This is a genomic window from Sphaerisporangium sp. NPDC005289 (assembly GCF_040607455.1).
In the GTDB taxonomy this organism is placed as follows: Bacteria; Actinomycetota; Actinomycetes; order Streptosporangiales; family Streptosporangiaceae; genus Sphaerisporangium; species Sphaerisporangium rhizosphaerae.
The window spans coordinates 99,582-125,743 of record NZ_JBEXGS010000008.1 but is presented as its reverse complement, the minus strand read 5'-3'; the positions used below and the strand labels follow the sequence as shown (position 1 = coordinate 125,743).

At 71.4% G+C, this 26,162-nt stretch carries 24 protein-coding genes; 9 read left to right on the top strand and 15 right to left on the bottom strand.

The window, feature by feature from the left end; all coding sequences use genetic code 11:
• Positions 1-102: 102 nt before the first annotated feature.
• The 6 genes from ABZT47_RS16255 to ABZT47_RS16230 all read right to left on the bottom strand — a co-directional run bounded on the left by ABZT47_RS16255 (position 103) and on the right by ABZT47_RS16230 (position 6,440).
• Positions 103-1,521, bottom strand: a complete 1,419-nt coding sequence (locus ABZT47_RS16255) for a homoserine dehydrogenase (RefSeq protein ID WP_354841788.1) — start codon at positions 1,519-1,521, stop codon at positions 103-105.
• The gene (gene lysA, locus ABZT47_RS16250; protein WP_354841785.1) at positions 1,518-2,900 is read right to left on the bottom strand and encodes a diaminopimelate decarboxylase; all 1,383 of its coding nucleotides are present in this window, start codon (positions 2,898-2,900) and stop codon (positions 1,518-1,520) included. The genes ABZT47_RS16255 and lysA overlap by 4 nt, the downstream gene beginning before the upstream one ends.
• Positions 2,901-3,027: 127 nt before the next feature.
• Entirely contained in the window at positions 3,028-3,786 is a 759-nt protein-coding gene (locus ABZT47_RS16245; RefSeq protein ID WP_354841782.1) for an anticodon-binding protein, read from the bottom strand.
• Between the two features lie 5 nt (positions 3,787-3,791).
• The gene (locus tag ABZT47_RS16240; protein ID WP_354841780.1) at positions 3,792-5,309 is read right to left on the bottom strand and encodes a phosphotransferase; all 1,518 of its coding nucleotides are present in this window, start codon (positions 5,307-5,309) and stop codon (positions 3,792-3,794) included.
• 81 nt (positions 5,310-5,390) lie between these two features.
• Positions 5,391-5,912: an SRPBCC domain-containing protein gene (locus tag ABZT47_RS16235; RefSeq protein WP_354841777.1), complete on the bottom strand. Its 522-nt coding sequence runs from the start codon at positions 5,910-5,912 to the stop codon at positions 5,391-5,393.
• 144 nt (positions 5,913-6,056) lie between these two features.
• Entirely contained in the window at positions 6,057-6,440 is a 384-nt protein-coding gene (locus ABZT47_RS16230; RefSeq protein WP_354841774.1) for a helix-turn-helix domain-containing protein, read from the bottom strand.
• Positions 6,441-6,599: 159 nt separating this feature from the next.
• Here ABZT47_RS16230 and ABZT47_RS16225 point away from each other — a divergent pair, with 159 nt between their 5' ends.
• The 5 genes from ABZT47_RS16225 (at position 6,600) to ABZT47_RS16205 (ending at position 13,418) form a co-directional block, all read left to right on the top strand.
• Positions 6,600-7,559 carry an NADP-dependent oxidoreductase gene (locus tag ABZT47_RS16225; protein WP_354841770.1) on the top strand — a complete coding sequence of 320 codons (960 nt, stop codon included), beginning with the start codon at positions 6,600-6,602 and terminating at the stop codon, positions 7,557-7,559.
• A gap of 68 nt (positions 7,560-7,627) precedes the next feature.
• Positions 7,628-7,891 carry an SDR family oxidoreductase gene (locus ABZT47_RS16220; RefSeq protein WP_354841767.1) on the top strand — a complete coding sequence of 88 codons (264 nt, stop codon included), beginning with the start codon at positions 7,628-7,630 and terminating at the stop codon, positions 7,889-7,891.
• 131 nt (positions 7,892-8,022) lie between these two features.
• Positions 8,023-8,964: a hypothetical protein gene (locus tag ABZT47_RS16215; protein WP_354841764.1), complete on the top strand. Its 942-nt coding sequence runs from the start codon at positions 8,023-8,025 to the stop codon at positions 8,962-8,964.
• A 61-nt stretch (positions 8,965-9,025) separates the two neighbouring features.
• Positions 9,026-9,454, top strand: coding sequence for a VOC family protein (locus ABZT47_RS16210; protein ID WP_354841761.1), 429 nt, complete (start codon positions 9,026-9,028; stop codon positions 9,452-9,454).
• A gap of 298 nt (positions 9,455-9,752) precedes the next feature.
• Positions 9,753-13,418 carry a S8 family serine peptidase gene (locus tag ABZT47_RS16205; RefSeq protein WP_354841758.1) on the top strand — a complete coding sequence of 1,222 codons (3,666 nt, stop codon included), beginning with the start codon at positions 9,753-9,755 and terminating at the stop codon, positions 13,416-13,418.
• A 153-nt stretch (positions 13,419-13,571) separates the two neighbouring features.
• Here ABZT47_RS16205 and ABZT47_RS16200 read toward each other — a convergent pair whose 3' ends face one another.
• Positions 13,572-14,420 carry a helix-turn-helix transcriptional regulator gene (locus ABZT47_RS16200; protein ID WP_354841755.1) on the bottom strand — a complete coding sequence of 283 codons (849 nt, stop codon included), beginning with the start codon at positions 14,418-14,420 and terminating at the stop codon, positions 13,572-13,574.
• A 361-nt stretch (positions 14,421-14,781) separates the two neighbouring features.
• Here ABZT47_RS16200 and ABZT47_RS16195 point away from each other — a divergent pair, with 361 nt between their 5' ends.
• Positions 14,782-15,249 (top strand): VOC family protein, encoded by a 468-nt coding sequence (locus ABZT47_RS16195; protein ID WP_354841752.1) that lies wholly within the window; start codon positions 14,782-14,784, stop codon positions 15,247-15,249.
• A 46-nt stretch (positions 15,250-15,295) separates the two neighbouring features.
• Here ABZT47_RS16195 and ABZT47_RS16190 read toward each other — a convergent pair whose 3' ends face one another.
• The 4 genes from ABZT47_RS16190 to ABZT47_RS16175 form a co-directional block, all read right to left on the bottom strand.
• On the bottom strand, positions 15,296-16,273 hold the full coding sequence (locus ABZT47_RS16190) for an NAD(P)-dependent alcohol dehydrogenase (RefSeq protein ID WP_354841750.1): 978 nt from the start codon (positions 16,271-16,273) through the stop codon (positions 15,296-15,298).
• Positions 16,270-16,503 carry a helix-turn-helix transcriptional regulator gene (locus tag ABZT47_RS16185; RefSeq protein WP_354841747.1) on the bottom strand — a complete coding sequence of 78 codons (234 nt, stop codon included), beginning with the start codon at positions 16,501-16,503 and terminating at the stop codon, positions 16,270-16,272. Before ABZT47_RS16185 ends, ABZT47_RS16190 begins: the two co-directional genes overlap by 4 nt.
• Complete coding sequence (locus tag ABZT47_RS16180) at positions 16,497-16,925, bottom strand: hypothetical protein (protein WP_354841745.1); 429 nt, start codon at positions 16,923-16,925, stop codon at positions 16,497-16,499. Before ABZT47_RS16180 ends, ABZT47_RS16185 begins: the two co-directional genes overlap by 7 nt.
• A gap of 176 nt (positions 16,926-17,101) precedes the next feature.
• Positions 17,102-17,443, bottom strand: coding sequence for a VOC family protein (locus tag ABZT47_RS16175; protein ID WP_354841742.1), 342 nt, complete (start codon positions 17,441-17,443; stop codon positions 17,102-17,104).
• Between the two features lie 180 nt (positions 17,444-17,623).
• On the opposite strand from ABZT47_RS16175, the gene ABZT47_RS16170 reads away from it, so the two are divergent.
• Complete coding sequence (locus tag ABZT47_RS16170) at positions 17,624-18,256, top strand: Uma2 family endonuclease (protein ID WP_354841739.1); 633 nt, start codon at positions 17,624-17,626, stop codon at positions 18,254-18,256.
• A gap of 29 nt (positions 18,257-18,285) precedes the next feature.
• On the opposite strand, the gene ABZT47_RS16165 is transcribed toward ABZT47_RS16170, so the two are convergent.
• From ABZT47_RS16165 to ABZT47_RS16155, 3 genes are all read right to left on the bottom strand, one after another.
• Positions 18,286-19,239, bottom strand: a complete 954-nt coding sequence (locus ABZT47_RS16165) for a hypothetical protein (RefSeq protein ID WP_354841736.1) — start codon at positions 19,237-19,239, stop codon at positions 18,286-18,288.
• Positions 19,240-19,718: 479 nt separating this feature from the next.
• The gene (locus ABZT47_RS16160) at positions 19,719-19,898 is read right to left on the bottom strand and encodes a DUF397 domain-containing protein (RefSeq protein ID WP_354842363.1); all 180 of its coding nucleotides are present in this window, start codon (positions 19,896-19,898) and stop codon (positions 19,719-19,721) included.
• Between the two features lie 48 nt (positions 19,899-19,946).
• Positions 19,947-20,792 carry a helix-turn-helix transcriptional regulator gene (locus ABZT47_RS16155; protein ID WP_354842361.1) on the bottom strand — a complete coding sequence of 282 codons (846 nt, stop codon included), beginning with the start codon at positions 20,790-20,792 and terminating at the stop codon, positions 19,947-19,949.
• 598 nt (positions 20,793-21,390) lie between these two features.
• On the opposite strand from ABZT47_RS16155, the gene ABZT47_RS16150 reads away from it, so the two are divergent.
• Positions 21,391-21,831, top strand: coding sequence for an ATP-binding protein (locus ABZT47_RS16150; RefSeq protein ID WP_354842357.1), 441 nt, complete (start codon positions 21,391-21,393; stop codon positions 21,829-21,831).
• Between the two features lie 181 nt (positions 21,832-22,012).
• Here ABZT47_RS16150 and ABZT47_RS16145 read toward each other — a convergent pair whose 3' ends face one another.
• Positions 22,013-24,187 carry a hypothetical protein gene (locus ABZT47_RS16145; RefSeq protein WP_354841733.1) on the bottom strand — a complete coding sequence of 725 codons (2,175 nt, stop codon included), beginning with the start codon at positions 24,185-24,187 and terminating at the stop codon, positions 22,013-22,015.
• A 114-nt stretch (positions 24,188-24,301) separates the two neighbouring features.
• Between ABZT47_RS16145 and ABZT47_RS16140 the strand changes: the two genes are divergently transcribed.
• A complete protein-coding gene (locus ABZT47_RS16140) occupies positions 24,302-26,041 on the top strand; it encodes an asparagine synthase C-terminal domain-containing protein (RefSeq protein WP_354841730.1) in 1,740 nt (579 codons plus the stop codon).
• Positions 26,042-26,162: the final 121 nt, after the last annotated feature.

The following is a 26,162-nucleotide window of genomic DNA, read 5'->3' as shown; positions in this document are numbered from 1 at the left end:
GGCGGCGGGGGAAAGACGCCCAGGACCGCGCGGGACAGGGGCGCCGCACGGCGCCGAGGTCCCGCGAGGATGCGCGGAGCGGCGTCCCCGGGCGGGCCCGGGTCAGGGCGTGTCGTCGCCCTCGACGCGCATCACGCTCGTCACGCCTCTGACGATGTCGAGCTCGCGCAGCCCGTCTATTGTGGCCGAAAGCGCGGCGTCACTGGCCCGGTGGGTGACCAGGACGAGCTGGGCGTCGTCGCCGTGCCCCTCCTGGCGCACGGTCTGGATGGACACGTCGTGCTTGGCGAACATGTCGGCGACCGTGGCGAGCACGCCGGGCTTGTCGGCGACGTCCAGCGACACGTGGTAGCGGGTGACCGTCTCGCCCATCGGGTGGACCGGCAGGTCGGCGTAGGTGGACGCCTGGGGGCCGTGGGTGCCGGCCAGGCGGTTGCGGGCCACGGCGACCAGGTCTCCGAGCACCGCCGACGCCGTCGGCGCGCCGCCCGCGCCCTTGCCGTAGAACATGAGCTGTCCGGCGGAGCGGGCCTCCACGAAGACCGCGTTGTAGGCCTCGCGGACCCCGGCGAGCGGGTGGCTCCTCGGGATCATCGCCGGGTGCACCCGCACGCCGACCGAGCGGCCGTCGTCGGACCTGGCGCAGATCGCCAGCAGCTTGATGACGTAGCCCATGGCCTTGGCGCTCGCGACGTCGGTCGCGGTGATCTCGGTGATGCCCTCGCGGTGCACGTCGGCGGCCGTCACGCGGCTGTGGAAGGCCAGCTCGGCCAGGATGGCGGCCTTGGCGGCGGCGTCGAAGCCCTCGACGTCGGCGGTCGGGTCGGCCTCGGCGTACCCGAGCGACTGGGCCTCGTCCAGGGCGTCGCTGAACGAGGCGCCCGTGGAGTCCATCTTGTCGAGGATGTAGTTGGTGGTGCCGTTGACGATGCCGAGCACGCGGCGGACGTGGTCGCCCGCCATGGACTCGCGCAGCGGCCGGAGCAGCGGAATCGCCCCGGCCACGCTGGCCTCGTAGTACAGGTCGACGCCGTGCCGCCCGGCCGCGCCGTGGAGGGTGGCGCCGTCCTCGGCGAGCAGGGCCTTGTTGGCGGTGACGATCGACTTGCCGCCGGACATGGCGGCCAGCATCAGCGACCGGGCCGGCTCGATGCCGCCGATCACCTCCACGACGATGTCGATGTCGTCCCTGGCCACCAGGGCCTCGGCGTCGGTGGTGAGCAGGGCGGGGTCGACGTCGCCGTCGCGCTTGCGGGCGAGCCGCCGGACCGCGACGCCCGCCAGTTCGAGCGGCGCGCCGATGCGGGCGGCGAGGTCGTCGGCCTGCTCGTGCATCAGCCGCACCACCTGGGAGCCGACGACGCCGCAGCCGAGCAGCGCGACCTTCAGCGGCGTGCGCGGCTCGCCGGGATCGCCCGGCCTCTCGTGCCTGCCCCGGGCCCCCGGGGCGGCCGGGACCTCCGCGCCGGGCGTGGCCGCCGCGCCGGATCCCTGTGGCCCCTCGGGCTCGACCGGTTTCATACTTGCCCCCTCAGCAGGTCGTCCTCGGTCTCCCTGTGCATGATGACGCGTGACTCGCCGTCCTTGACCGCCACCACGGCGGGCTTGAGGAGGTAGTTGTAGTTGTGCGCGAGCGAGCGGCAGTACGCGCCGGTCGCCGGCACCGCGAGCAGGTCGCCGGCGGCGACGTCCTTCGGCAGCCACACGTCGCGCACCACGATGTCGCCGCTCTCGCAGTGCTTGCCGACCACGCGCGACAGCATGGGGGCCGCGTCGCTGGCGCGCGAGGCGAGCACGCAGGTGTACTCGGCCCCGTACAGGGCGGTGCGCAGGTTGTCGCTCATGCCGCCGTCGACGCTGACGTAGGACCGCAGCCCTTCGACGTCCTTGACCGTGCCGACCTCGTAGACCGTGATGCCGCCCGGCCCTGAGATGGCACGCCCCGGCTCGACGGTGAGCCGGGGGACGGGCAGGCCGGCGTCCTCGCAGACCCGGGTCACGATCATGCGAAGGTTGTCGGCCACGACCTTGATGTCGGGCGCGTCGTCGCCGTCGACGTAGGCGATGCCGTAGCCGCCGCCGAGGTCGAGCTCGGGCAGGACGACGCCGTGCTCGTCCTTGATCTGCGTCAGGAGCATGGCCAGGCGCCGGGCCGCCACCTCGAAGCCCGCCGTGTCGAAGATCTGGGAGCCGATGTGGGAGTGCAGGCCGACCAGTTCGAGCTGCGGCAGGGCCAGGATGCGGCGGACGGCCTCGGCCGCCGCGCCGCTGTTGAGCGACAGGCCGAACTTCTGGTCGTCGTGGGCGGTGGCGATGAACTCGTGCGTGTGCGCCTCGACGCCCGTGGTGACCCGGACCTGGATCTTGGGACGGACGCCCAGCTCCTCGGCGAGATAGCCGACGCGGGCGATCTCCTGGAAGGAGTCGACGACGATGTGCCCGACACCCGCCGACAGCGCCCGCTTGAGCTCGGCGTAGGACTTGTTGTTGCCGTGCAGGGCGATGCGCTCGGGCGGGAAGCCGACGCTGAGCGCCACGGCCAGTTCGCCGCCGCTGCAGACGTCCAGGCCCAGGCCCTCCTGGTCGACCCAGCGGGCGACCTCCTTGCACAGGAACGCCTTGCCCGCGTAGTAGACGTCGTCGCCGGGGAAGGCCGCCTTGTAGTCGCGGCACCGGGAGCGGAAGTCGTCCTCGTCCACGATGTAGAGAGGGGTGCCGTACTCACGGGCCAGGTCGCGGACGTCCACGCCGGCGATCGTGACGGCCCCGTCCGCGCGGCCGGACGTTCGCGGCCAGATGGTGGGGGCGAGCGTGTTCAGGTCGGCGGGGGCCTGCGGAGGGCGCTCCTCGGGCAGCACTTCGGCGTGCCGGTCACCGGCGGGATGGGCGAATCGACTCACCCGAACGAGGCTATCCGACCCTGTGATCCCACCGCGCCCTGTGCCCACCTGGCGAGACGGCGATAAGGAAGATCTTCCGCGCAGCAGGCCGCAAGGCGTACCACTTCCGGCCATTTGCCGCTTTTAGTCATATTTTGCCCGGTGGGGTCTGCCCGAGTTCCGCGAGCTCCTCCCCGAGCACCTTGCGGACGGCTCGCGCCATCCACAGGCGCGCGACATGCGTGCCGGTCGGCGCCTGGTCGCCCATCGGGATCGCCGGAGCGTGCTCGAACGCTTCGTGGTAGGCCCACGCCAGCCGTTCCAGGTACGCCGGCCGGCCGGAGTCGCGCCCCGCCCGCCTGCTCGGCAGCTCCGCCAGCACCCGCAGCACCGTCCGGTCACGCCGATCGTCGAGCGACTCACCCCGGAAAGCCGCCGGCGCCCCCTGACTTTCCCCTGGCACCCCCGCAAGGCCCGGCTCCGGCCACAGGGCGGCGCCCAGGCCGAGGTCGCGGGCCCAGCGCTGGACGGAGCCCGCGCGCACGTAGGCATACCGGACGGCGAAGCCGGGATTGCTCCAGCCGCGCGGCCGGTCCGGCCACGGCGCCGTCAGCGGACCCCCACGCGCCGGCGCCGGGGGCGGCGGCTCGGCCAGGATCTCCGGGACGATCATCCCGGGCACCGCCAGCTCGATCACCAGGAAGCCGTTCGGCCGGGCCTGGACCGCCCGCACGCCCGGCACCGACCGCAGCCGCGCCGCCAGCTCCTCCGCCACCTCCGGCACGGGCCGCCCCGCCGCCCGCCGGAGCGCCGTCGTCGAGACGTACACCGCCTCGCGCTCCCAGGACCCTTCAGGCACGGGTGGAGTGCCGAGCACGGCACGCAGCGCCGCCACGATAGGTCGCACAGAGCTCAGGCTACGGGGCCGCCACCGGCGCTCCCCGCCACCGCCGCCGCCGGGGCGTCCGTGGCGGGCGGCGCCGCCAGGCGCAACGCCTTGCGGATCACCGCGGCCGGGTCGCCGAGGTGGTAGACGCGCTCGGACGGCTCGATGCCGTCCAGGAACTCCTGGTAGCGCACGGCATAGACCAGGTGCGCCAGCGGCTCGGCGAGGGCCAGCGCCCTGGCCGGATCGCACCCGGGCACCTCCGACGCCCACGCGTCCGCCCACGCCCGGGCGGCGGCCGGGCGTGCGGCCCGTGGCAGGAAGTCGCGGATGCGCAGCCCGTCCAGCACCGGATCGCCGAAGTGCGCGTCCGCGAAGTCCAGGACGCGTGGCGGGCCGCCGTCTCCGCGCAGGTTCCCCGGGTGGAAGTCGCCGTGCACGATCGTGGCGGGCAGGCCGCACTCGGCGAGCAGCGGCCAGCGTTCGACCAGCTCCAGCGCGCGGCCGACCTCCTCGGCGGTCAGCTCGCGGCCCACGTCTCCCGCGAGCAGGTCGCGCACCAGCCCGGCGACCACCGGCCCGCGCCGGTCGTCGAGAACGAGCCGGTCGTCCCAGGCGACCCGTGAAGGCCCTGCCGCATCACCGGCGCGGTCCTCCCCGGCGCGGGTTTCCCTGGCGCGGTCCTCCCCGGCGCGGGTTTCCCTGGCGCGGTCCTCCCCGGCGCGGGTTTCCCCGGCGCGAGGCTTCCGGGCGAGGGCCTCCCGGGCGAGGGCCGCCTGCGCGGCGACCAGACGGGCCACCGCGCTGATGACGACGTCCTCACCGGCGTCCCAGCAGTCCTCACCGGGCACGTGGTCCAGCAGGACGCGTCCCCGGTCCGCCGCGATGACGGCGGGGACCAGGCCGGGGTCGTGGCGGGCGAACGCGGCGATCACGGCGCCCTCGTCGGCGGCGAATCGGGGGGTGGTCTTCAGCCAGACCGGGCCCCGATCGGTGGGCAGGCGGAACAGCCCGGCCAGGTTCCAGGTGCGGCGCTGCCGGATCGGCCCGTTCAGCGGACGACCGGCGCGCGCCAGCGCGTCCGCGGCCCAGGCGAACGCCTCGCGCAGCCCTTCGGCCCGCGCCCAAGGCGCGCGCAGCTCGTGCTCCCCGGCGATCGCGGCGAGATCCGCGCGTACCGACCCCTGCCCGAAGGCGGAGGCGGAGGCGGGCGCCGAGGCCGGCGTCTCGTCACGCCCGGTACGCCGCCGGGCCTCGGCCCCGGGCACCCACCCGCCTTCCCCACGCGCGACCCGCGGCGGCGCCGGGGCGTGGGCCGGCCGCTCCAGTGCCTCCGCATGGTAGACGGCGTGGCCGTCACGGCCGCCCTCTCCGCCCTCGACCCGGAGCAGGCGCAGCACCGCCACCTCGGCCCCGAGCAATCTGCGCAGGTCGCCGAGGAGCTGCTCGACCTCAGCCCACCAGGGGATGTCCGCGGCGAAGGGACCTGCCAGGCCGAGAACCTCCTCGCCCGAGGTCACCCACGCGCTGACCGTCCGTCCCATCCGGCCAGTCTGACCTTCTCCCCGCCCGCACGGCGACCGAATATCGGGGCACGGCGCCCGCCGGACGGCGCGGCGGGCCGGTCACTCGGCGAAGGTCTTGCCGGTTTCCAGGAGGGTCTTGAGTTCGCTGAGGACCCAGGCGTGGCCGCCGCCCGCGCCGTGGTCCTCCCACTGACCGGCGACCAGCGCCGCGAGCCTGGGGGCGCCCGCCAGTTCGTGGGTGAGGGTCAGGGAGCAGACCCCGCCCGGCAGTTCCTTGATCTCATGAGTGATCACGGTGGCGCGCTCGCCGGCGATCTCGGGGTCCATCAGCATGCGGAAGGTGGTGACGAGCTTGCGGGGCGGGTCGGCCGTCACGACCTCCCCCTCGATGACCACGTCGGGGACCTCCCGGCCGCCGGCCGCGCCCGCCGCCTTGAACTGCTCGGTGGCGCGCACCTTGTACGCGCCACCGGGGCGCAGGTCGTAGTCGGCCAGGCCGGTGTAGCCGTACCGGGCGGTCCACTCGGGCCTGGTGATGGCCTCCCAGATGCGCTCGGGGGTGGCCTTGATGTAGACGCGGTAGACCTGGGTGTCCGCCGCGCCGGGCGTGGGGGTGGTCATGCCCGGTCCTCCGGTTCCGCGTTGCGATCGACGAGCGCCGTCACCAGACGCCCGGTGTACTTGTCGGCCACCTGTCGTGGACCGGCCGGATCTCCACTGATGCCGGCCGCCGTGACCGGCCGCACGGCGAACCCGTGACCGGGGTCATCGGGCGTCGTAGGCCGTCCTCGACTCAAGGATGCCGGAGGCGTTGTCCTCCGCCCACCCGGCCAGGGTGCGGACGACCTCGAGCAGGCTGTGCCCGCGCGCGGTCAGCGCGTAGTCGACCCGCGGGGGTTTGGTGTCGTAGACGGTCCGCGTCACCAGGCCGTCGCGCTCCAGCCCCTGGAGTGTCGCGCTGAGCATGCGTTTGGTGATGGGTTCGCTCATCCGGCTCAGCTCGTTGAACCGCCGGGTGGTGTCGCCGAGCTGGCAGATGACCACGACCGACCACTTGTCACCGATCCGTTCGAGCACGTCGCGGATCAAGGCGCGGCGGGTGTGCTCGGACAGGGCGGCGTCGTCCGCCCGGGTGATCGGATGTGCCATGACCAGCAGTATACGAGAGGTACCAGGTTCCGCTCCTGAACGGTTCTCCCGGCGATACCAGGTCATGGCGAAGTGCCTTCTTGCCGCCTTCGCCGCATCGATGCAACGGTACGAATAGCAGACCAGGTATACATCGAGAACCATAAGGGAGCTGGGACTTTGCGAGCGATCGGGGTGTACGAGTTCGGGGGACCCGACGTGCTGCGGGTCGTCGACCTGACGGAACCACATGCCGGGCCCGGTCAGGTCCGGGTACGGGTGCACGCCGCCGCGGTGAATCCCGCGGACACGCTGCTGCGCTCGGGCGTGCACGCGGGGGCGTTCGCCGGAACGCCGGCCCCGTACGTCCTCGGGATGGACATCGCCGGGGTGATCGACGAGATCGGCCCAGGGACCCCGACCGGTCTGTCCATGGGCGAGCCGGTGATGGCGATGGTGGATCCACTGCCGCCGGCCGCGGGCGGCTATGCCGAGTACGTGGTCCTGCCCGCCGGCTGGGTCGTCCCCGCACCGGCGGGCGTCGGCCACCCGGCGGCCGCGACGCTGCCGATGAACGGGCTCACCGCGCTGCTGGCGCTCGACCTGCTGGCACTGGCCCCCGGCTCGGTCCTGGCGGTCACCGGGGCCGCCGGCACCCTCGGCGGGTACCTGGTCCAGATGGGCAGGCACGCGGGGCTGACCGTGGTGGCCGACGCCGCGCCCGCCGACGAGGCCCTGGTCCGCCGGTCCGGCGCGGCCGACGTCGTGGCCAGGGGGGCCGATGTCGCCGAACGCATCCGAGCCCGGTACCCCGATGGCGTGGACGCCGTGGCGGACACGGCGCTGATCGGCCCGCGCTTGCTGGACGCCGTACGGGACGGTGGCGCCTACGCCCGGTTCCGCAGCGGCGACGAACCCGGCGGGCACCGGTTCGACGACGGCGGTGCGGTCTCCGTGCGGGCGGTCTTCGTCCCCGACTACGCGGGGCGGACCGACAAACTGCACCAGATCCGCCGGCTCGCCGAGTCGGGTGTGCTGACCCCGAGGGTCGCGGCGACCCTCCCCGCCGCCCAGGCCGCCGACGCGCACCGGTCGCTGGAGGCCGGCGGTGTCCGCGGCCGGCTCGTGCTCACCTTCTGACCTCCACCGGCTCTCACCGGCTCTCACCGACCATGTCCGCACGTTTCGCGGAGAAGGTCATCGCCAACATGGGCCCCTCGCCGGAGGACTCGCTGCGCGCGGCCGGTGCGATGCACCCGGCCGGACGGATCGCCCGACCCGAGGAGATCGCGGCGCTCGCGGCGTTCCTGCTGAGCGACGAAGCGCGCTTCATCACCGAAGCCGCGCTCGCGATCGACGGGGGGGATGACCGCGGGCTGACGGGGACGTCCCGCCGTCCGCCGCTGAAGCGCAGGACCGCCTTTCCGGGAGAACCGGAAGATCGGCGGGGAGCGGCCGGCGTCCTTTCGTGAACCGCCCGGGAAGTCCGAGCCTGTGGGAGACCTGGCGGGCGCGGGTCCCGAGCCTGGCCGGGGAGACAGGGGACCCCTCGGCGCCGCCGCGATAGCCTCGTGCCTGGAGCCGGGGACAAGGAGTGGTCGCGATGAGATGCCCGCTCACGAGAACGGCGTCCGTCATACCGGCCGCCCTCCTGGCGGCGGCCCTCGCCGGATGCGGCGCCACCACGACCGGAGCCGCCGCCAGTGCCGTCCCCATGCCCGCCGCCCCGCGCTCATCCGCGCCGTACCCCGCGGACGGCCCGCAGGGCGGGTCGCCCTCTCCCCCGGACGGCTCTGCCGCGGCCACCGGCACTTCAGGCACCGTCGGCGCTTCCAGGACCGGCGGACCTTCCTCGACCGGCGGCCGGGACGCCGCCTCCACCGACTCGAAGGGCGAGCCCCGCCGGCTGGTGGCGCAGTGGGAGTCGTTCGGAGGGTTCGCGGGCACCCGCAGGGACCTCACCCCACCCAAGATCGCGGTCTACGGCGACGGACTGGTGGTCGCCGGCGCCGAGCGGCGGGTGACCGTGAAGCCGGCCGAGGTGACCGCCCTGGTGCGCACCCTTCGCCGCGATCTCGGCGGCCAGGCCGCCACCCCGTCCCCCACCGCGGGCCCGCGGGTCTCCGACGCCATGACGACGGTGCTGGCGGTCCGCAGCGGCGGCACCATGCGGTCGGTCACCGCCTACGCCCTGCAGGAGACCCGCTCCCAGCACGACTATCCCGCCGCCCTCTACCACGCGCTCGACACGATGAACGGCCTGGCGGCCCGGGTGGCCCGCACCTCGTCGCCCTACACCGCCGGCCGGGTCCTGCTGGTGGCCCAGCCTCGTCCGGGCGAGAGCGGCGCGCCGTGGCCGGGTCCCGTCCCCCAGCCCTCGGCCACGAACGAATCGATCGCCATCAGGCACCTGTCCGGCGCGAAGGCCCGCGCCGTGGTGCGCCTCGTCCACCGCGACCCCAAGAAGGGCGCCTGGCCCCTCTACCGCGACCACCACGACCACACCTACGCCCTCTCCTGGCGATACCTCCTCCCCTCCGAGTGACGAGGCGGGCGAGTGCCGCCCGGGGGCGGAGTTGTCGGTGGCGGTGGGCATACTGCGGGGCATGGAAGCCCGGATCTCTCTCATCACCCTCGGCGTCGCCGACCTCGCGCGGTCCTACCGGTTCTACAAGGACGGCCTGGGCCTGCCGACGAGCCGCACGCCCGAGGAGGGCATCGTCTTCTTCCGGACCTCGGGAGCGACGCTCGCGCTCTTCCCGTACGACGAGCTGGCCAAAGACGTCGGCCCAGGCTGGGAGGTGCCACGGTCGAAGTTCTCCGGCATCACCCTGGCGCACAACGTCCGCGAGCGCCACCAGGTCGACGAGGTGCTGGCCCTCGCCGCAGCCGCCGGCGCCGAGATCGTCAAACCGGCGGAGGACACCTTCTGGGGTGGTTACTCCGGCTACTTCACCGACCCCGACGGCTACCTGTGGGAGGTCGCCTGGGGCGCCTTCCCCTTCAACGACGACGGCTCCCTCCAGGTCACCTGAGCCGCCCGTCGACGCTCGCGCCCTCCGGCGGAGACCTGTCGCCCGTCGTGCGTGATCTCGATCCAATGGCCCCATGGCCGTCGAGGAGGACCATGCCGACCGCGCCGGGCCGAACCGGCGTCACGCCTGTCCGACTGACACCCGGGGAACTTGGGAGGGAACGCTAAAAAATCCGGCATTATCCACATATGGTGTGATGCCTGGTCATTCGAGACAATCGTCCCCGCACTGTTGATCAACTGCAGGGACCCCCTTGAAACAACCACATCGACGCTGGAGCGTGTCGGCGATCGCCGCCGTGTCCGTTCTGGCGCTGTCGAGCCCGGTCACCGCTTCGGCGGACGCCTCCCGCGCCCCCTCCTCCCCCACCGGCACGGTCTCCGAGGGTGTGCCGCCGGGCACCCACTCGGTCACGCTGATCACCGGGGACGTCGTCACCACCCGCCCGTCCCCGGAGCCTGGACGATCCGGCGGCACGGTCGTCGTCCGCGGGCCCGGCGGGTCCCCCGCGCAGGCCCGGGTCACGGAGTCGGGGGGCGACCTCTACGTCTACCCCGAGTCCGCCCTTCCGTACGTGGCCGGCGGAATCCTGGACCGGCGGCTGTTCAACATCACCGACCTGGTCGCCGACGGCTACGACGACGCGCACCGGCCGCGGTTGCCGCTGATCGTCGCCTACGCGCAGGACGCCTCCGGTCTTCGCGCGAGCGGCCCGCCTCCGGGCGCCACCCGGGTGCGGGACCTCGCCGGCGTCCAGGGCGCCGCGCTCTCGCAGGACCGCGCCCGCTCGGCCGACTTCTGGAGTGCGGTCACCGCCGCTCCCAAGGCCGCGCGTGCGAGCTCGCCCTTCGCCGGAGGCATCACGCGCATCTGGCTGGACGGCGTGGTGAAGGCCGATCTCGCCGACACCACCGCCCAGATCGGCGCCCCCGAGGTGTGGGCGGGCGGTGACACCGGGCAGGGCGTGGACGTCGCCGTCCTGGACACCGGCGTCGACACCGGCCACCCCGACCTGGCCGGCCGCCTGGCCGCCACGCGCAGTTTCGTGCCGGAGGAGGACGTGGAGGACCACAACGGGCACGGCACGCATGTCGCCTCCACCGTGGCCGGCACGGGTGCCGCCTCCGACGGCCGGGAGAAGGGCGTGGCGCCCGGCGCCGAGCTCCACATCGGCAAGGTGCTGTCCAACGGCGGCTCGGGGATGGACTCCTGGGTGCTGGCCGGCATGGAGTGGGCCGCGGTCGACCAGCACGCCAAGGTGATCAACATGAGCCTCGGCTCGGACGTCCCCTCCGACGGCACCGACCCGCTGAGCGCGGCGGTCGACCGCCTCAGCGCCCAGACCGGAGCGCTGTTCGTGGTCGCCGCCGGCAACACCGGCGCCCCTTACAGCATCAGCGGCCCCGGAGCGGCGGACGCGGCGCTGACCGTCGGCGCGGTCGACTCCACCGACGCGGTGGCGTCCTTCTCCAGCCAGGGTCCGCGCGTCGGCGACGGGGCCCTGAAGCCCGAGATCACCGCCCCCGGCGTCGACGTCCTCGCGGCGCGTTCGCGGTACGCCTCCGAGGGCGAGGGCGACTACCAGACGCTCAGCGGGACCTCCATGGCCACGCCGCACGCGGCGGGCGCCGCGGCCCTGCTGGCCGCCGCCCACCCGGAGCTGGACGGCCGCCAGTTGAAGGACCTGCTCACCAGCACCTCCCGGCCGACTCCGTCGTACGACGCGTTCCAGGGCGGCAGCGGCCGGCTGGACGTCGCGGCGGCCGCGCACGCGGGCGTCTTCGCCTCGGCCACCGCCTTCGCCGGGCAGGTGAAGGCCGGAGCATCCGGCGCGGTGGACCGTCCGGTGACCTACACCAACACCACCGCGACCCCGGTCACCCTCGATCTCGCCGTCGCGGCGCCGAGCGCCCCCGATGGCATGTTCCGGTTGTCGGCCGGCCGGGTGGTCGTGCCCGCGCACGGAACCGCCGCGGTCACGGTCACGATCGACGGCTCGCGGGCGAGCGGCAACGAGCGCTACAGCGGCCAGGTGCTGGCGACCGGCGCGGACGGGCACGTGGCCGCGCACACCGCCGTGTCCCTGGGCGACGTGGCGCACAAGCTCACCATGGTCCTCAAGGACGCGCACGGCGAGCCGATGCCGGGGGTGGTCCAGCTTCTCAGGTCGGGCCAGGACTTCCCCGAGTTCTGGGTCATCGACGAATCCGGCACGGCCGAGACGTACCTGCCCAACGACGTGTACTCGGTGCTGGCCTTCAAGGCCGTCCAGGGCGTGCACGGCCCGAGCTCGCAGGGCATGGCGCTGCTCGGCGACCCCGAGGTCAAAATGGACCAGGACACCACCGTCACCCTCGACGCGGAGAAGATCCGCCGGGTGGACATGACCACCCCGCAGAAGGCGGAGGTGACCTACCAGCGCCTTGAGTACTTCCGCTCCATGGGCGGCTGGTCGTGGCGCGACTACATGGAGGTCCAGACCAGCTACGACAGCCTCTGGGCCCAGCCGACGACCGACGAGGTCACCCACGGCGACTTCTACCTGGCCGCCCGGTGGCGTAAGGAACTGCCCGCGCTGAGCGTCTCCAGCCGTACGACCGACTTCACCGACGTGCTGCGGCAGGACTCGGTCACCCCGCTGCCCGAGGGCCGCTACAAGCTGCCCGCCGTCTACGCCGGTGACGGCGCGAGCGCGGACTACGCCGGCCTCGACGCGCGCGGCAAGGCCGTGGTGGTGCGCCGCACCAGCGCGGTCGCCGACGCCGACCAGGCGGCGGCCGCCGCGCGCGCGGGCGCGGAACTCCTGCTCGTCCGCAACGACGAGCCGGGACGGCGCGTCCGTCCCTACAACGCCGATCCGCTCACCCCGGCCCCGATCGACGTCGCGCTGCTCAGCACCGACGAAGGGGACAGGCTCATCCAGCAGGTCCGCGACGGCAGGGCGACGCTCACGGTCGAGTCGCGGCCGGTCAGCCCGTACGTGTACGACCTCATGCGCACCTGGCACAACGAGATCCCCTCCGACCTGGTCGTGCAGGGCGGTCCGAAGAACCTGGCCAGAGTGGACGTCACCTTCGCCGGGCCCGGCCCGGAGCGGGGAGGCGGCGAGTACCGCTTCGACTGGCCGTCCTACTCCGAGTGGGGCATCGGCACCACCATGCGCGAACCGGTCAAGGGCCGGCGCGTCGACTGGGTCTCCACCGGCGCCGCGAACGCCTGGGGACAGGAGGCGTACGTCGACGGGCTGATCTACGAGATCGAGCCTCGGGCCACCTACCGGCCGGGCAGCACCCGGTCGCAGGAGTGGTTCAAGCCGATCGAGCGTCCCCACCTCAACGACAACTACAAGCTCCCCAGCCGCAGCGGGAACTGGCTCAGCCTGGACGTCCCCGGCTACGGCGGCGCCGACCACGTCGGCATGTCCATGGACTACCAGCTCAGCCGGCAGACCCTCACCCTCTACCAGGGCGAGACCCGGCTGGCTCAGGGGACGGGCACCGTCGTCGGCGGGACGGCGCCCGCGGACGGCCTGCTGCCCTACCGGCTCGTCGTGGACAACAGCCGCGACGCGGCGTTCAGCCCGTACTCCTCCACCACCCACACCGACTGGACCTTCACCTCGCAGGCCCCCGCGCAGCAGGACGCCCAGGCGGTCCTGCCGCTGATCCAGCTCGACTACGAGATCGCCACCGACGACGCCGGCAGGGCGGCGCGTAACGCCACGCTGTCCGTCTCCGCCACCGCACTGCCACGCGCCGCCGGAGCCGGGCGCATCGGCCCGGTCACCCTGGACCTGTCCTACGACGACGGCAGGACCTGGCACCGCGTCACCTGCGACCACGACGGCCGCTACCGCCTGTCCGCCCCCAGGACCGCGTCCTTCATGTCCCTCAGAGCCGGCGCGAAAGACTCCGCCGGCAACGCCGTCACCCAGACCATCACCCGAGCCACCGGCCTCCACTGACGCCGGAACGGAACACACCGGCAGGGCCCGCCATCCCCGAAGAGGCGGGCCCTGCCCACCCGCCATCCGATCCGACCGCCCAAGGCGACTGAACGGAAAGCGGCAGATCAACAACGGAGGCCGGAGCGCGTTCCCCGGGACGCGGGGTGAGACCTATCGGATCGTGCCGTCCGCCCACTCGGAGAGGGACTTGAGTTTGTCCTCCGAGGGCGACCCGGTCGCCGCCGAGTAGAGGATCAGCCACATGCCCGGGTCCGTCGGCGGAACCAGCGACTCGTAGTTGAGAGTCATGATGCCCACCTGTGGGTGGTGCATGCGTTTCGTCCCGTGGGTGTGCTGGTAGACCCTGTAGTCCGCCCAGAATCGTGCGAACTCCGGCGACCGGGCGCCGAGGTCGTCGACCAACCGGCCGAGGTACGGGTCGTGCATGCCCTGACCGGCGGTGACGCGCAGGATCGCGACCATCTGCTCGGCGATGGTCGCCCAGTCCGGGTAGACCTGCCGGGCCTTGGGGTTGAGGAACATCCAGCGGAGCATGTTGCGGCCGACGTCCGGAGCCGTGAAGTCGTCCAGCAGGACCTTGCCCATGCGGTTGATCGTGACGACGTCCAGACAGGGACCGTGGAGCACGGCGGGAACGGGATCGAGGGCGTCGAGCATCATGCGCAGCGCGGGCCGGGCTCGTGGGCGTTCGGCCGAGCCGAGATCGACGGCGGGCCCAGAGGCGGTCCTGACCAGGTCGAACAGATGCCGCCGCTCCAGCGGATCGAGGTGGAGGGCCTCCGCGACCGCGGCCAGCACCTGGCTGGAGACGTTGGAGGCACGACCTTGTTCCAGCCGGGTGTAGTAGTCCACGCTCACGCCGGCCAGCAGGGCGAGTTCCTCGCGGCGCAGACCTTGCACGCGCCGACGCTCGTCCCGCACCGGCAGGTTCACATCGGCGGGACTGAGACGGGCACGCCGGGAGCGCAGGAATTCACGAAGCTCCGCAGTAGTGGCCACACCTCATTATCCGGGACTCCTCCCCCCACAGGACCGAGAGGCCCAGGATTCGGGCGATCTGGGTTGAAACCACTCCCACCGCCCGCCAGATCGCCGCTCTCTGGCAGGCGCCCGCCGCTGTCACGGTGTGGCGGCGTGATCCGCACCGCGCCGCACGCGCATGGGGAGGCATCGCGCGCGAGGGTGGTCCCGCCAGAACCAGGTCGGGCAGAACTGGGCCGAGCGGGGCCAGGTACTCCGTTGTCACCGCGGAACGGCTGCCATTGACTGGCACATGCCCCCGTCGACCGCCTGATCCGCCGAACGGGTCACACCGCCGCGGGACGGGATCTCCCTCACTCGAAGGCTCCAGGAGTTCGTCATGCCGATGCCGGTCAACCCACCCAAAGCCCCCACCAGCCCCTTCGCCTCACTTGGGGGCCACCACGTCGGGATCCGGGTGCCGGACTTCGACGCCGCCAAGACCTGGTACACCGAGAAACTGGACTTCCGCGTCCTGCACGAGTGGCCGTACGGCGAGCTTCGCCTGGCCTACCTGAGCCCGCCGAACGACGACGACTTCCATGTCGAGATCCTCGCGGGGCCGGTCCAGTTCCCCAAAGAGGTCCTCGACGACCTGGAAGTGAGCTTGAGGCACGGCGGCTACCAGCACGTGTGCCTCCACGTCGACAGCGTCGACCAGACTCGTGCGGAGTTGGCCCGCCGGGGCGTCGACCTGGTCGGCGAACCGTTCGTGGTGGAGGAGATCAGCCGCCGCCTGGCGTTCTTCCGCGACCCGTGGGGCAACATGTTCGAGTTGTCGGAGACGCTGCCCGGCGCCGGAGCCTGACCCCGGCGGCCTCCGTCGAAGCGGAGTGATCGTCATGGTCCGGCGGTCAGGGGACGGTGACCACGACTTTCCCCGCCGGATGCCCCTGGGCGAGGTAGCGGATGGCGTCGGGGGCACCGGGGAGGGGGTAGGTGCGGTCGATGACCGGGGTGACCGCGCCGGACTCGATGAGACGTGCCAGCTCCGCGAGGTCCTCGGCGCGCTCCTTGGAGATCAGGCCGCGTAGCCGCCGGCGGGTGAACACCGACGCCAGCGGCGCGCGGAGCTGACGCGTGTAGCCGCCCAGCAGCCCGCCGGCGTCGTGGCCGCCGCCGGCCAGCACGAGCGTCCCGCGCGCCGTGAGGGCGCGGCACAGCAGCGACAGCGGCCGGCATCCGGCGGTGTCGATGATGGCGTCGTACCGCGGGCCGTCGCGGTCGACCTCCTCACGCGTGTAGTCGATGACGTCGTCGGCGCCCAGAGAGCGGACCAGGTCGGCCTTCGAGGCGCCGCACACGCCGGTCACCCGCGCGCCGAACGCCTTGGCGATCTGCACCGCGAACGACCCGATGCCGCCCGCCGCGCCGATGACCATCACCCGCTGCCCCGGTCGCACGGCGGCGGCGTCGCGCACACCCTGCAGTGCCGTCATCCCCGAGATGGGCACCGCCGCCGCCTGCTCGAACGACATGCCGGGCGGCTTGGCGGCCAGCCGTCCGCAACTCGCGGTGGCGTACTCGGCGAACGAGCCGCTGCGGCAGGTGCCGAACACCTCCTGTCCGGGCCGGAATCGGGTGACGCCGGAACCGGCCGCCGTCACCACCCCGGCCACGGCGAGACCCCGCACCCCGACCTTGGGGGCGCGCAGCCCGAACGCCGCACGCGCGGCGTAGGGCCTGCCCGTCATGCAGACCCACACGCCCGGGTCCACGCCGGCGGCACGCACCTGGACGAGCACCTCGTCCCCGGCGGGCGACGGGCGGTCGATGTCACGCAGTTCCAGCACGTCGGCCGAGCCGTACACGTCCTGGGTGATCGCCTTCATGACGTCTCCTCCGGGGAGTCGGGGTACTGGAACACGTCGTCGAGCGGAACGCCGAACACCCGCGCAATCAGGAACGCCATCTCCAGGGACGGCGAGTAGCGGCCCTGCTCGATGGCGAGGATGGTCTGCCGCGTCACGCCGATGCGCTCGGCGAGCTGGGCCTGGGTCATCTCGCCGTGCTCGAAGCGCAGTGCGCGGATGCGGTTGGTGACACGGGTCGCCTTCACCATTGGGGGAAACCCCCGCGGTACAGGCCGATCTTGGCGATGTTGCCGAGGACGGCCGAGAGGGTGAAGCAGAGGTAGATGACGTTGGCGATCCAGAACTGATGCCATCCGGCCATCGCCATGAGCATCGCCGCGACCCCGCCGATGACGACGAACGACTGGCCGATGTGGTCACCGCGGTGGCCGATCTCGCGGTCGCGCACGTCCTTGGCGCGTGACGCGCCCGGCGTCAGGGCGCCGAGGACGATCTCGGCCACGATCGCCCCGGCGATGCTCGCGCCCACCGTCCACAGCAGGACGGTGGCGTAGGGCACGTCGGGTAAGGCGCGCCCGTCCACGCGTCCCAGCACGATGACCAGGTACACGGCGTACGAGATCACGGCGGCGAACAACCGGATCCACGCGCGCTTCTCCTCGAGCGTCATGATCAGCCCTCCCAGATGTTAAGAATCTTTGACACCTCCAATGTAAGCCATCCTAGACTTCATGTACAGAATTTTTTACACACGAGACCCGCACCGACACTGGCAGGTGCGTGAAGAGTCGCAAGGATGGCGACTCGCCGAGAGCGTCTCGCCACGCCGCCCGGTGGTCCGGTCGTTCAGGTGGAGGCGCCGCCGAAGGCTGTTTCGTTGCCGTCCGGGTCGCGATAGGTGATCTTGCGGACACCGTTGGAGTAGGTCTCCCGGGCCGTGGGATCGAGCCCTCGTCCGGCGATCTGGGCGACGCGCGCGTCGAGGTCGTCGACGAACAGCGTGTTCCTGGCGTGCCCGGCGTGCTCCGGGCGGGCCTCGATGTACACGTAGCGATGTTCCGCCAGTTCCCACACGGCCTCGGTGTCGTTCGGGAAGAACGCCGGCGGGGAGCCCAGCAGTCGCTCGTACCACTCCAGCGCCGCCGCGTAGTGGGTGACCGGGATTCCGGCGAACAAGTCGAGAGCCATGCCGCGATGGTACGAACCGACTACGACACTCCGTCCCCCTGAAAACACGGCCGAACTCGGCGGTCCCTGCTTCGCGGCGGAGCGACGCGGAAGCGGGGTCGTCGTCCGTCACAGAGGGCAGCGCCGGCCGTAACCGTAGTCTTGCGTCGTCAGACGCGGACAGTGACGAGGAGACGCCGGATGCCAGCCCTGCCGGAGGACAGTTGGCTTCTCAGCATCCGCCCGCAACCAGCGCGGGTCACCGCTGAAGAGTACGACGCGCTGCCCGAAGAGATCGCCCGAGCCATCGAGATCGTCGACGGCTACGTGGTCTACTGCGCGGCGCCGGCGCCTGATCACCAGACCGCCGGCAGGCGATTGGCCAACCTGCTGGAACGTCACGCCAAATCCGCGATGGACGCGGGCTACGAGTGGCTGACCGTGAACAATGACGTGGATCTACGCCTGCGTGATCTGCCACTGCTCAATCGGCGGCCTGACGTCGCGCTCTACAGGTGCCTCGACAGAGAGCGGGGCGAACGGCTGCGCGCCGACCATGCTCTGCTGGTCGTGGAGATCGTGTCTCCCGGATCGGAAACTCAGGACGCGACCGACAAGCTGGGTGAGTACGCCAAAGCAGGTATTCCCCACTACTGGATCGTCCGCCTGGACCGAACGGGCGTATCGATCATCGAACGCTACCGCCTGGACCGCGCGGCCATGCTGTACAAGCACGTCGGCACCTTCATGAGGGACGAGTCCGAGTTCGGCGAGGCTCCTAGGGTGACCAACCCCATCCCCATGGTCATCAACTGGACGGACCTCCAGTTCTGAACGCCAGGACGACGACCCGTACCCGCCTCTCAGAACCCTTGAGCACAGCTCTCAGGGGTGAGTGGCAGGCGACTGAGCAGGCAAGGGAGCTTGCATCGGACCGGCCGCGGGATGGTAAGGCCGCACGAGGTCGAACAGCGGATCGAGGTCAGGAATCTCGCTGCCTGGCGGAACTGTCCACCCCATTCACGCTCGGCGGGGGTCCACACGTCTTGCAAGTGCGGATAGGGGTTGGTGAGACCGAGTTCGGCTGGCGGGTCCGGCAGCTTCACTGCCAAGCGCGGCACCCGATTCCAGTACACGTCGATCACGAACACGTTGTAACCGCCGGAGCGCTGGATAGCGGCGTACCCCTTCCTCATGACCGCCTGCCAGGCCAGCTCGCGTTTCTCGATCTCATCGCTGATCGCCTGGAGAAGGAGCCTGCCGACCGCGACCCTTTCCGCAGGGACCCGCAGGTCCTCCACGTATGCCTCCCAGGTCCACGAGGTGGCCTGTGCACGGTTGCGCTGAGTGTCCTTGGTGAAGTCGTTGGGCCTGACAACGACCTTGAAGTTCGGCGCTGGAGCGGAGTCGCCGATGCGCAGCACCTCGACCTCCACTCCGAAGAATCCGGTTCCGCTGACGGTGTTGTCGTTGAGCCACTCGAGCGCGGCGGCGTGCTCTTCGGTCACGGTCTGAGCGACCCAGATCACGACCTCTGCTTGCGTTCCGGCGCAGTACGTGAGGAGTTGCCCCAGATGCCCGTGATCCGTCGACTCGAGCTGATTCTCAACCACGACGACCCGCCCTTGAGCATCCTCCAGCAGAAGATCAAGGGCGTACCGGCCGACTGCGTACTCCCTGTGTCGAAAATCGAGCGCGAGCCCGACAGACTGACCCAGGACGTCGAGGTTGTCGGCGAGCCACGGAGTGAAGTCCTTCGCCTCGTTCGGCCAGATCGAGCGTAACGGCACGGATTCCAGCCTGCCCAAGTTCACCATGTCTTCTCATGTATCACCTCGAAGCCGTCGGAGAAGGTGAATGGGCACCTCCGCTATACAACAAGGCACGAGGACGACATCGTCGAAGGACGGAGCTCTCAAGGCATACTCGTGAAAGGGCGGAACAACACCAGCCCGTAGATGTGGCGTCCGCAGCACACAGTGGCATGGGCACGTCGAACCCCGATGTGGCTGCACTGGGGAGGGCCCTGCCGCTCGTGAACCGGCGGCCCGACATCGCGCTCTAGAAGTGCCGCGATCGTGCACGCGGCTGACGGCGCCGGGCCTCCGGCGCCGAGCGGCGACGGCGACCCGTCCTCAACTCCACACGGCGGCGCCGGGCTGAGACGCGTTCCGGATACCGGCCGAACAAGCCGGCCGACCTGATCCACTCCCTCAAGAACGGCCCGGCCGGCGCTCCTCGCCGCACGCCGAACGCCGGTAAGGCGGCGCATGACGGCCGCTGCGCGGAGCGCCTCTCAGCGCACCAGAGCACCGTCCTTCACTCCGACGATGAACGCATCCCATGCTGGGCGAGCACACCTCAAGACGGGTCCCTCTGGTCGCTTGCTATCTCTGACACCCCTTATGTCACTTGGTAGGGCGGCCACTTCAACACAGTTCTGGCCATTGCCGCTATGCGAACTTCTACGCCACACCTTGGACGGAAGATCTGACAGGGACACTCCTCCTCCTTCTCGTGGAGTTCATCCCGCTCGCCCCAGGATCTCCGCGATCAGTTCGCAAGACTCTCCCAGGTCCAGCGCCTTAGCACGGAGATGGTCAAATGCCAACGTATACCGATATACGTCTCTCTCGTCCTCCACGTAAAGACTGCCGGTGAGGTTCTCCAGGAACGCGACGTCCGGATCCGCTCTCTCGGGAAATTCCAGCAGTTCGAAGGCACCACAGGTTGCCGCATGAGCTCCGGCGCCGAAGGGAAGGACTTGGACGGCAATGGTCGGTACATCCGCCACGTCAAGCAGTCGCCGCATCTGATCGCGTATGACATCAGGGCCACCGACGGCACGGCGTAGCGCCGCTTCATCGATGATGGTCCAGAGACGCAGCGGCGGTACTTCCGACAACAGCCTCTGCCTGGCCATGCGGACTTGCACCCGCCGTTCGATCTCGCCAGGCGGAGAGGTGATCAGGGCGGCGCGGATGACGGCGCGCGCGTAGTCCTCGGTCTGGAGCAGACCAGGGATGATCTCGGACGCGAAACAGCGCACGGAAGCGGCCTCGGCCTCCAGTCCGATGTACGTGGCGTACTCGGTGGGCAGATCGCCATAAGCATGCCACCAGCCCTTCTTCTGAGCGTCTCGAGCCAGCCCCACGATCTCTTCCCGCTTCGATGAGGTCACCTCATACAGGCCGAGAAGCCGCTCGACGTCCTTGGGCGTCACCCCCACTTTGCAAGTCTCGACCCTGGAGACCTTGGTGATCGACCAGCCCAGCCTTTCAGCCACCTGTTCCAACGTCAGCTGGGCGCGTTCCCTTAACTGTCGGAGTTCGGACGCCAAGCGACGCCTCCGCACCGTTGGACTGCCCATTTGCTTCACATGCACCCTTTCCGCTCGATCAGCCACATCTCCACATAACGCATGTACGGCAGAACTCGGACGCAATTTGCGGATCCAGTTGCGCCACCCACCTACACAACGTGATGCTGAGACTACATAGCGCGCTCGCCATTCAAGGGTGGATCGTCAGCGAATTGCGAGCGGAACGGGCCAGTCGCTCCAAGGGGTGTGTTCGATGCGAACGGATGGAAGCTGGGAAGGAATCGGCGGCCGGTTCGGTGCGGGACGGCGCTATGCGAACGGCCGACATCGACGCGGCACCGTCATCGCGCATGTTCGGCCAAGGCTCTGGGACGCCGCCCAGCGCTCCGCCGCCGAGCAGATCGACCAACTGGAGCCCGCATGGACCGTGTGGTACGGCGTGGGCAGTCGCCGGTTCTTCGCGGTGCCTACCTGGAAGAGGCAGGAGCCGCTCATATTACGGGCATCCACTCTCATTGAACTTCGCGAGTCGATGCGCGAGGCCGAGTCGATGAAATCGTCCTCCGCCAGCGTGGAAATCCGGCACGACACGGCCGGGCCCTGTCCCCCACCCCGCCTTTCCACCCAAGGAGCACCAGTGAGTGAAATGGTCCGTACCGTTTGCTGGGATGTCGCGCATGACCCGGCGGCCGTGAGCGGGGCCCGGAAGCTCGTGAGGGAGGTGCTGGACACGTGGGGTCTGGGCGGCCTCGCGGACGACGTCGTCCTGGTGGTCGGAGAGCTCCTCGGCAACGCGATCACGCACGGGGCTCCGCCGATCCGCCTGTCCCTCTGGGGTACGGCGGAGGACCTCTGCGTGCGGGTCACCGACCACGGCGCGGGGCGGCCGCGTCACCTGGCCCTGGAAACCGAGGCGGTGCACGGCCGGGGACTACCCATCATCGCGGCACTCACCCACGACTTCGGCATCGTCCCCCTCGCCTCGGGACCCGGCAAGACCGTCTGGGCTCGCTGGTCCCTGCACCGCGCGCAGCAGGCGACCTTCACCGAGAGGACCGCCCACCTCCCTCAAGACGGCAGGTCGTGATGGCCGGTTACCGCACGGGCCGCGTGCGCCCTGCGACGTCCGCCGAAGATCCCCGGTCGGGGGAGCTCGAGGGGCGGAGCCCCTCGATCGGGGGTCGAAGGGGGCGGAGCTCCCTGGGGAACACAGGCCGAGCCGGAGTGCGCGCAGCGCGCGTAGGCGGGGACCTTATGCCTGGAAGCGGCTAGATCAGGGCCAGGGGGTGGGGTTGTACGTAGCCTTCGAAGTGGGCGGAGGTGAGGAGGCGGCCTTCGGTGGACGGGCGGCGGCAGAGGTAGGAGTAGCGGTCGGCGGAGTAGACGCGGACGCCGTCGGTACGGCACTGCCGCATGAGGACCTCGTCCCATTCCTCTGACATGTCGGCGATGCCGAGCTCGACCAGGGCGGGACGGCGGGCGAGCAGGGTGGCGCCGCCGAGTTCGGGCAGGAAGCGGTGCTCGGCTCCGGGCTGGCGCAGCAGGGTGGCGCCGGTGTCGGCGATGTGCGCGTAGAAGGAGGCCTTGCCGACGATCTCGGCGTCGACGGCGGCGAAGTACCGCGACAGGTCGGCCAGGTAGTGCTCGCCGTACAGGTCGCGGGGGTCAAGGACGGCCACCAGGTCGCCGTCCGCCAGGCGCAGTGCGCGGTCGAGCGCGGCGCCCCGGGTCAGGGGCGAGCCGGCCGCACGGACGATCAGGTCCTCGAATCCCGGCGAGCCGGCCACTCCGGACAGGCCCGCCTTCCGGGGCGAGTGGGCCGTCTCGGACAGGCCCGCCTTGCCGGGCGAGTGAGCCGTCTCGGACAGGTCCGTCTTTCCGGGCGAGTGCGCCGTCTCGGGAGAGCCGGTCACCGGGGGGTCGCCGAAGGGGTGTCCGGACCGCTGGATGCCGGAGAGGCGGTCGCGGACGGCCTTTTCCACGACGGCGGTGTCCAGGCCGTCGGTGACGATGACGAGCTGACCGGGGGCGTGGGCCTGGCGTTCGAGCTGGGCCAGCAGGTTGTCCAGCTCGGCCGCGCCGAAGACGGCGGCGATGGCGGTGACGGCGGCGGAGTTGCGCACCGAGGCGAGCCCGGCGGTGTGCAGGATCGGGTCGAGCAGCGGGGTCACCGGCACGGTGGAGCGCCAGGCCAGGTGGGCCTCGGAGGCGCACTCGGCCTCGGCGGCGAGGTAGTCGCGGACGGAGTCGAGCGCCGCCGGCAGTGACGCCTGGTCGACCGGGGCGGTGAGCTGCATGATCGGCGTGCCGCAGGCGGAGACCTCCTCGACGGTCCGCGCGTCGGCGTCCGGCCCGGCGAGCACCATCGAGACGGAGCGGTAGGCCGTCAGCAGGTCGTCGTAGGTGGCCTTGGGGGTGACCAGCGGCCGCCACCCGGCCTCCGGCGGCACCTCCGCGGCCTGGGTGGCCGTGCCGAGCAGACCTACCCCGTGCCGTCCCTCAGCGGCGGAGATCTGGTTGTGGACGCGCGGCTGCACGGCGTGCGGCAGGATGCCGACGCGGTCGTGGCGCAGCGCGGCGCGCCATTCGCGCGCCCTGGCCTCGGAGGTGGCGAGCACGTGGTCGAAGTAGGAGGCCATCGGGACGGCGGTCGAGACGGGGCCGGCGGAGTGCCAGAAGATCGTGCGGATGCCCCTGCGGGAGCACTCCTCGACCAGGTCGCGCAGCCCGCGGGAGCGCCCGGCGAGCTCCTCCAGCCACCGGCCGCCGTTGCCCTGGCGCGGCCCGGCCTGGACGGACTCGACGAACAGCAGGTGCGGCCGGTGCTGGTCGAGCATGGCCTGCCAGTTGTCCGGGCCGAAGTTGGTGACCTGCCGCCACTCGTACCGGAACAGGGCCTCGGACTGCCGGTCCACGATGGCGGCGACGGTCAGGTACGGCCGGGTCAGCGGGCCCTTGGGCACGACGAAGCCCTCGGCCATCGCCGTGGAGACCTCGGGGCCGGCGGTCTGCGGCGTGACCGCCGCCACCGGCGCGGTTTCAACGGCGGGCGGGGTGGGGGCGAAGTCGGAGCGCCTGGGCGCGGGCCGCTTGCCGACGGGGGCGCGCAAGGTGCGGGCGACCTCGCCGGGGTTCTTGGTGTGGATGGCGTCGCCGAGCTTGGACCACCGGCTGGCCTGCACCGACTCAAGGCGCCACTGGGCGACCTCGGTCTGGTACCGCTGCTCGGCGAGGTTCTTGGCGAGCTGGGCGACCTGCCGCTCGGCGGTCTTCAGCCTGGCCTCGGTCTCGCGCAGGCGGGTGAGCGCCTCGGCCTCCGAGACGGCGGCGCGGGCGAGCCGTTCCTGGTAGTCGGCCAGCAGGCGGGTGAGCTCGGCCGCGCCCGAAGCCGCCGCCACGGCCGCTTCGAGGGCCCGACGGGTGCTCTCCAACTCTTCACTCATGCCATCACCGTGTCCCCAGACGTCGAGCAAGAATAATCGCAGATCCGGCCCGACCATCTCGAACCGCCGCAAGTCCGTACACTCGGCAGGTACTCGCTGAGGGGAGACGTCACAGTGCGCAACGGGAAGTGGCCGGAGTACGCCGCGCGGCCGTACGTCTGCGGCGCCATCGGCGCCTACGACCCCGACCGGCTGCGACTGCTCGCCGGCGCGGGCCCGGCCGTGCGCGAGGTGTACCGGGCCGCCGGGGCCGCCCTGCTGAGCTCGGCCCCCGTGGCCCCCTACGCGGCCCCGCCGAGACCGCCCACCGACCACGACGCCGGCCAGGACGCCGCCCTGGGACACCCGGCGAGCGGCGGGGCGCGGTTCGCGTGGGCGGAGGGCCGGCCGTCCGGCGCCATGCCGTGGTGGGCGGTGGCCGAGACGTGGGAGACGCCCGGCCTGATCGACGAGCCCGACACGGTGACCCTGCACACCGGCGCCTTCGGGCTCATCGACGTGTACTACCTGACCGAGCCGGGCCCGGAGGGCGACGCGGTCTACTTCGCGGGCAACATCGAGCCGCTGCTGGCCCTGGCCCGCCGGCCGCACGAGGTGAACTGGGACGCCTGGGCGGCCATCTTCAAGCTGACCTATCCGCTGCTGGAGGACACCCCCTACCGGCAGGTCAGGCGGCTGCCCGGCGCGACCGCCCTGGTGTGGTCCCGCTCCGCGCGCAGGATCGGCGTGGACAGGCGCGCCCCCCGCTGGGTGCGCGAGGAGCCCTTCGACCGGGGCGTCACCGGAGGGGACATCGTCGCGCTGCTGCACGAGGCGCTCAAGCCCTTCGACGACCGGCCGCTGCTGGTGCCGGTGAGCGGCGGGTACGACTCGCGGCTGCTCGCCTCGGTGGCGGTGGCCCGCAAGATGGACGTGGTGTCCTGGACGACGAGCCCGGACGACGGGCTGGACAACGACATCGACTTCGCCCGCCACGTCACCCGCGAGCTCGGCATCCCGCACCGGGTCGTCCCGCAGGACGCCGCGGCCTACCCCGGCGAGGCGCGGTGGGCGGCGCGCAGGCTGGAGTACCTGACCAGCCACCACGCCTGGTACTCCCCCTTCGCCCGCGAGGTGCACCAGGCGGGACGGGCGGTCGTGGACGGGCTGGCGGGCGGGCCGCTGATGAAGAATTTCCTCATCACCGCCGACGCCGTGGGAGCGGGCACCTCGGCCGACCGGCAGGCCGCCCTGCTGTCGGCGCTGGCGACCGGCGAGCCGCACGTCCCGATGCTGTCGGACCGGGCGCTGGCCTTCGTGGACGACCGGGTGGGCGCGGCGTTCGGCCAGGCGACGTCCATGCTGCGCGGGCACCGCTCGGAGCTGCCGCTGAGCGTGCTGCACACCCGCACCGCGCGCGGCATCGCCCGTTCCCCGGTAAACCTGGTGGGCCCGGAGATCACTCCGGTCTTCCCGTTCCTGCACCCGGAGTTCTTCGACGCCGCCCTGTCGGTGCCGGTGGACCGCAAGGAGGGCGGGCGGTTCTACCGGGAGATCCTGACGGCGGCCAACCGGCGGGTCGCCGCCCTGCCGTCGACCAACGGGGCGTTGCCGCACCGGCGGGTGCCGCTGCGCTCGAACGGCCCGGCCGCGCGCGAGTGGAACCACCGCATGCTGGTGAAGGCCGCGACGGTGCCGGGGCTGATGTCGGGCCCGATGCTGGAGGCGGTCGAGCGGGGCCCGGACGCCCTGACGGCGTTCGGGTCGTGGAACTCGCGGTTCTGGCTCCGTGGATTGGTGCTTTTCGGTTCCTGGCTGACCGACTACGAGGACGCGCTGGGCGACCTCACGCCACCGTGGGCGCAGACATTGTGAACCGTTTCACCAATACCGGCGAATTCCGCGTCCCATCAGCGGGGACACGGAGGGTGGCGGCCGAAATACGCGAGCATTCGAGGGAGTGCGGTCGATTACGCGGTTGGCACGCTGGGTGACC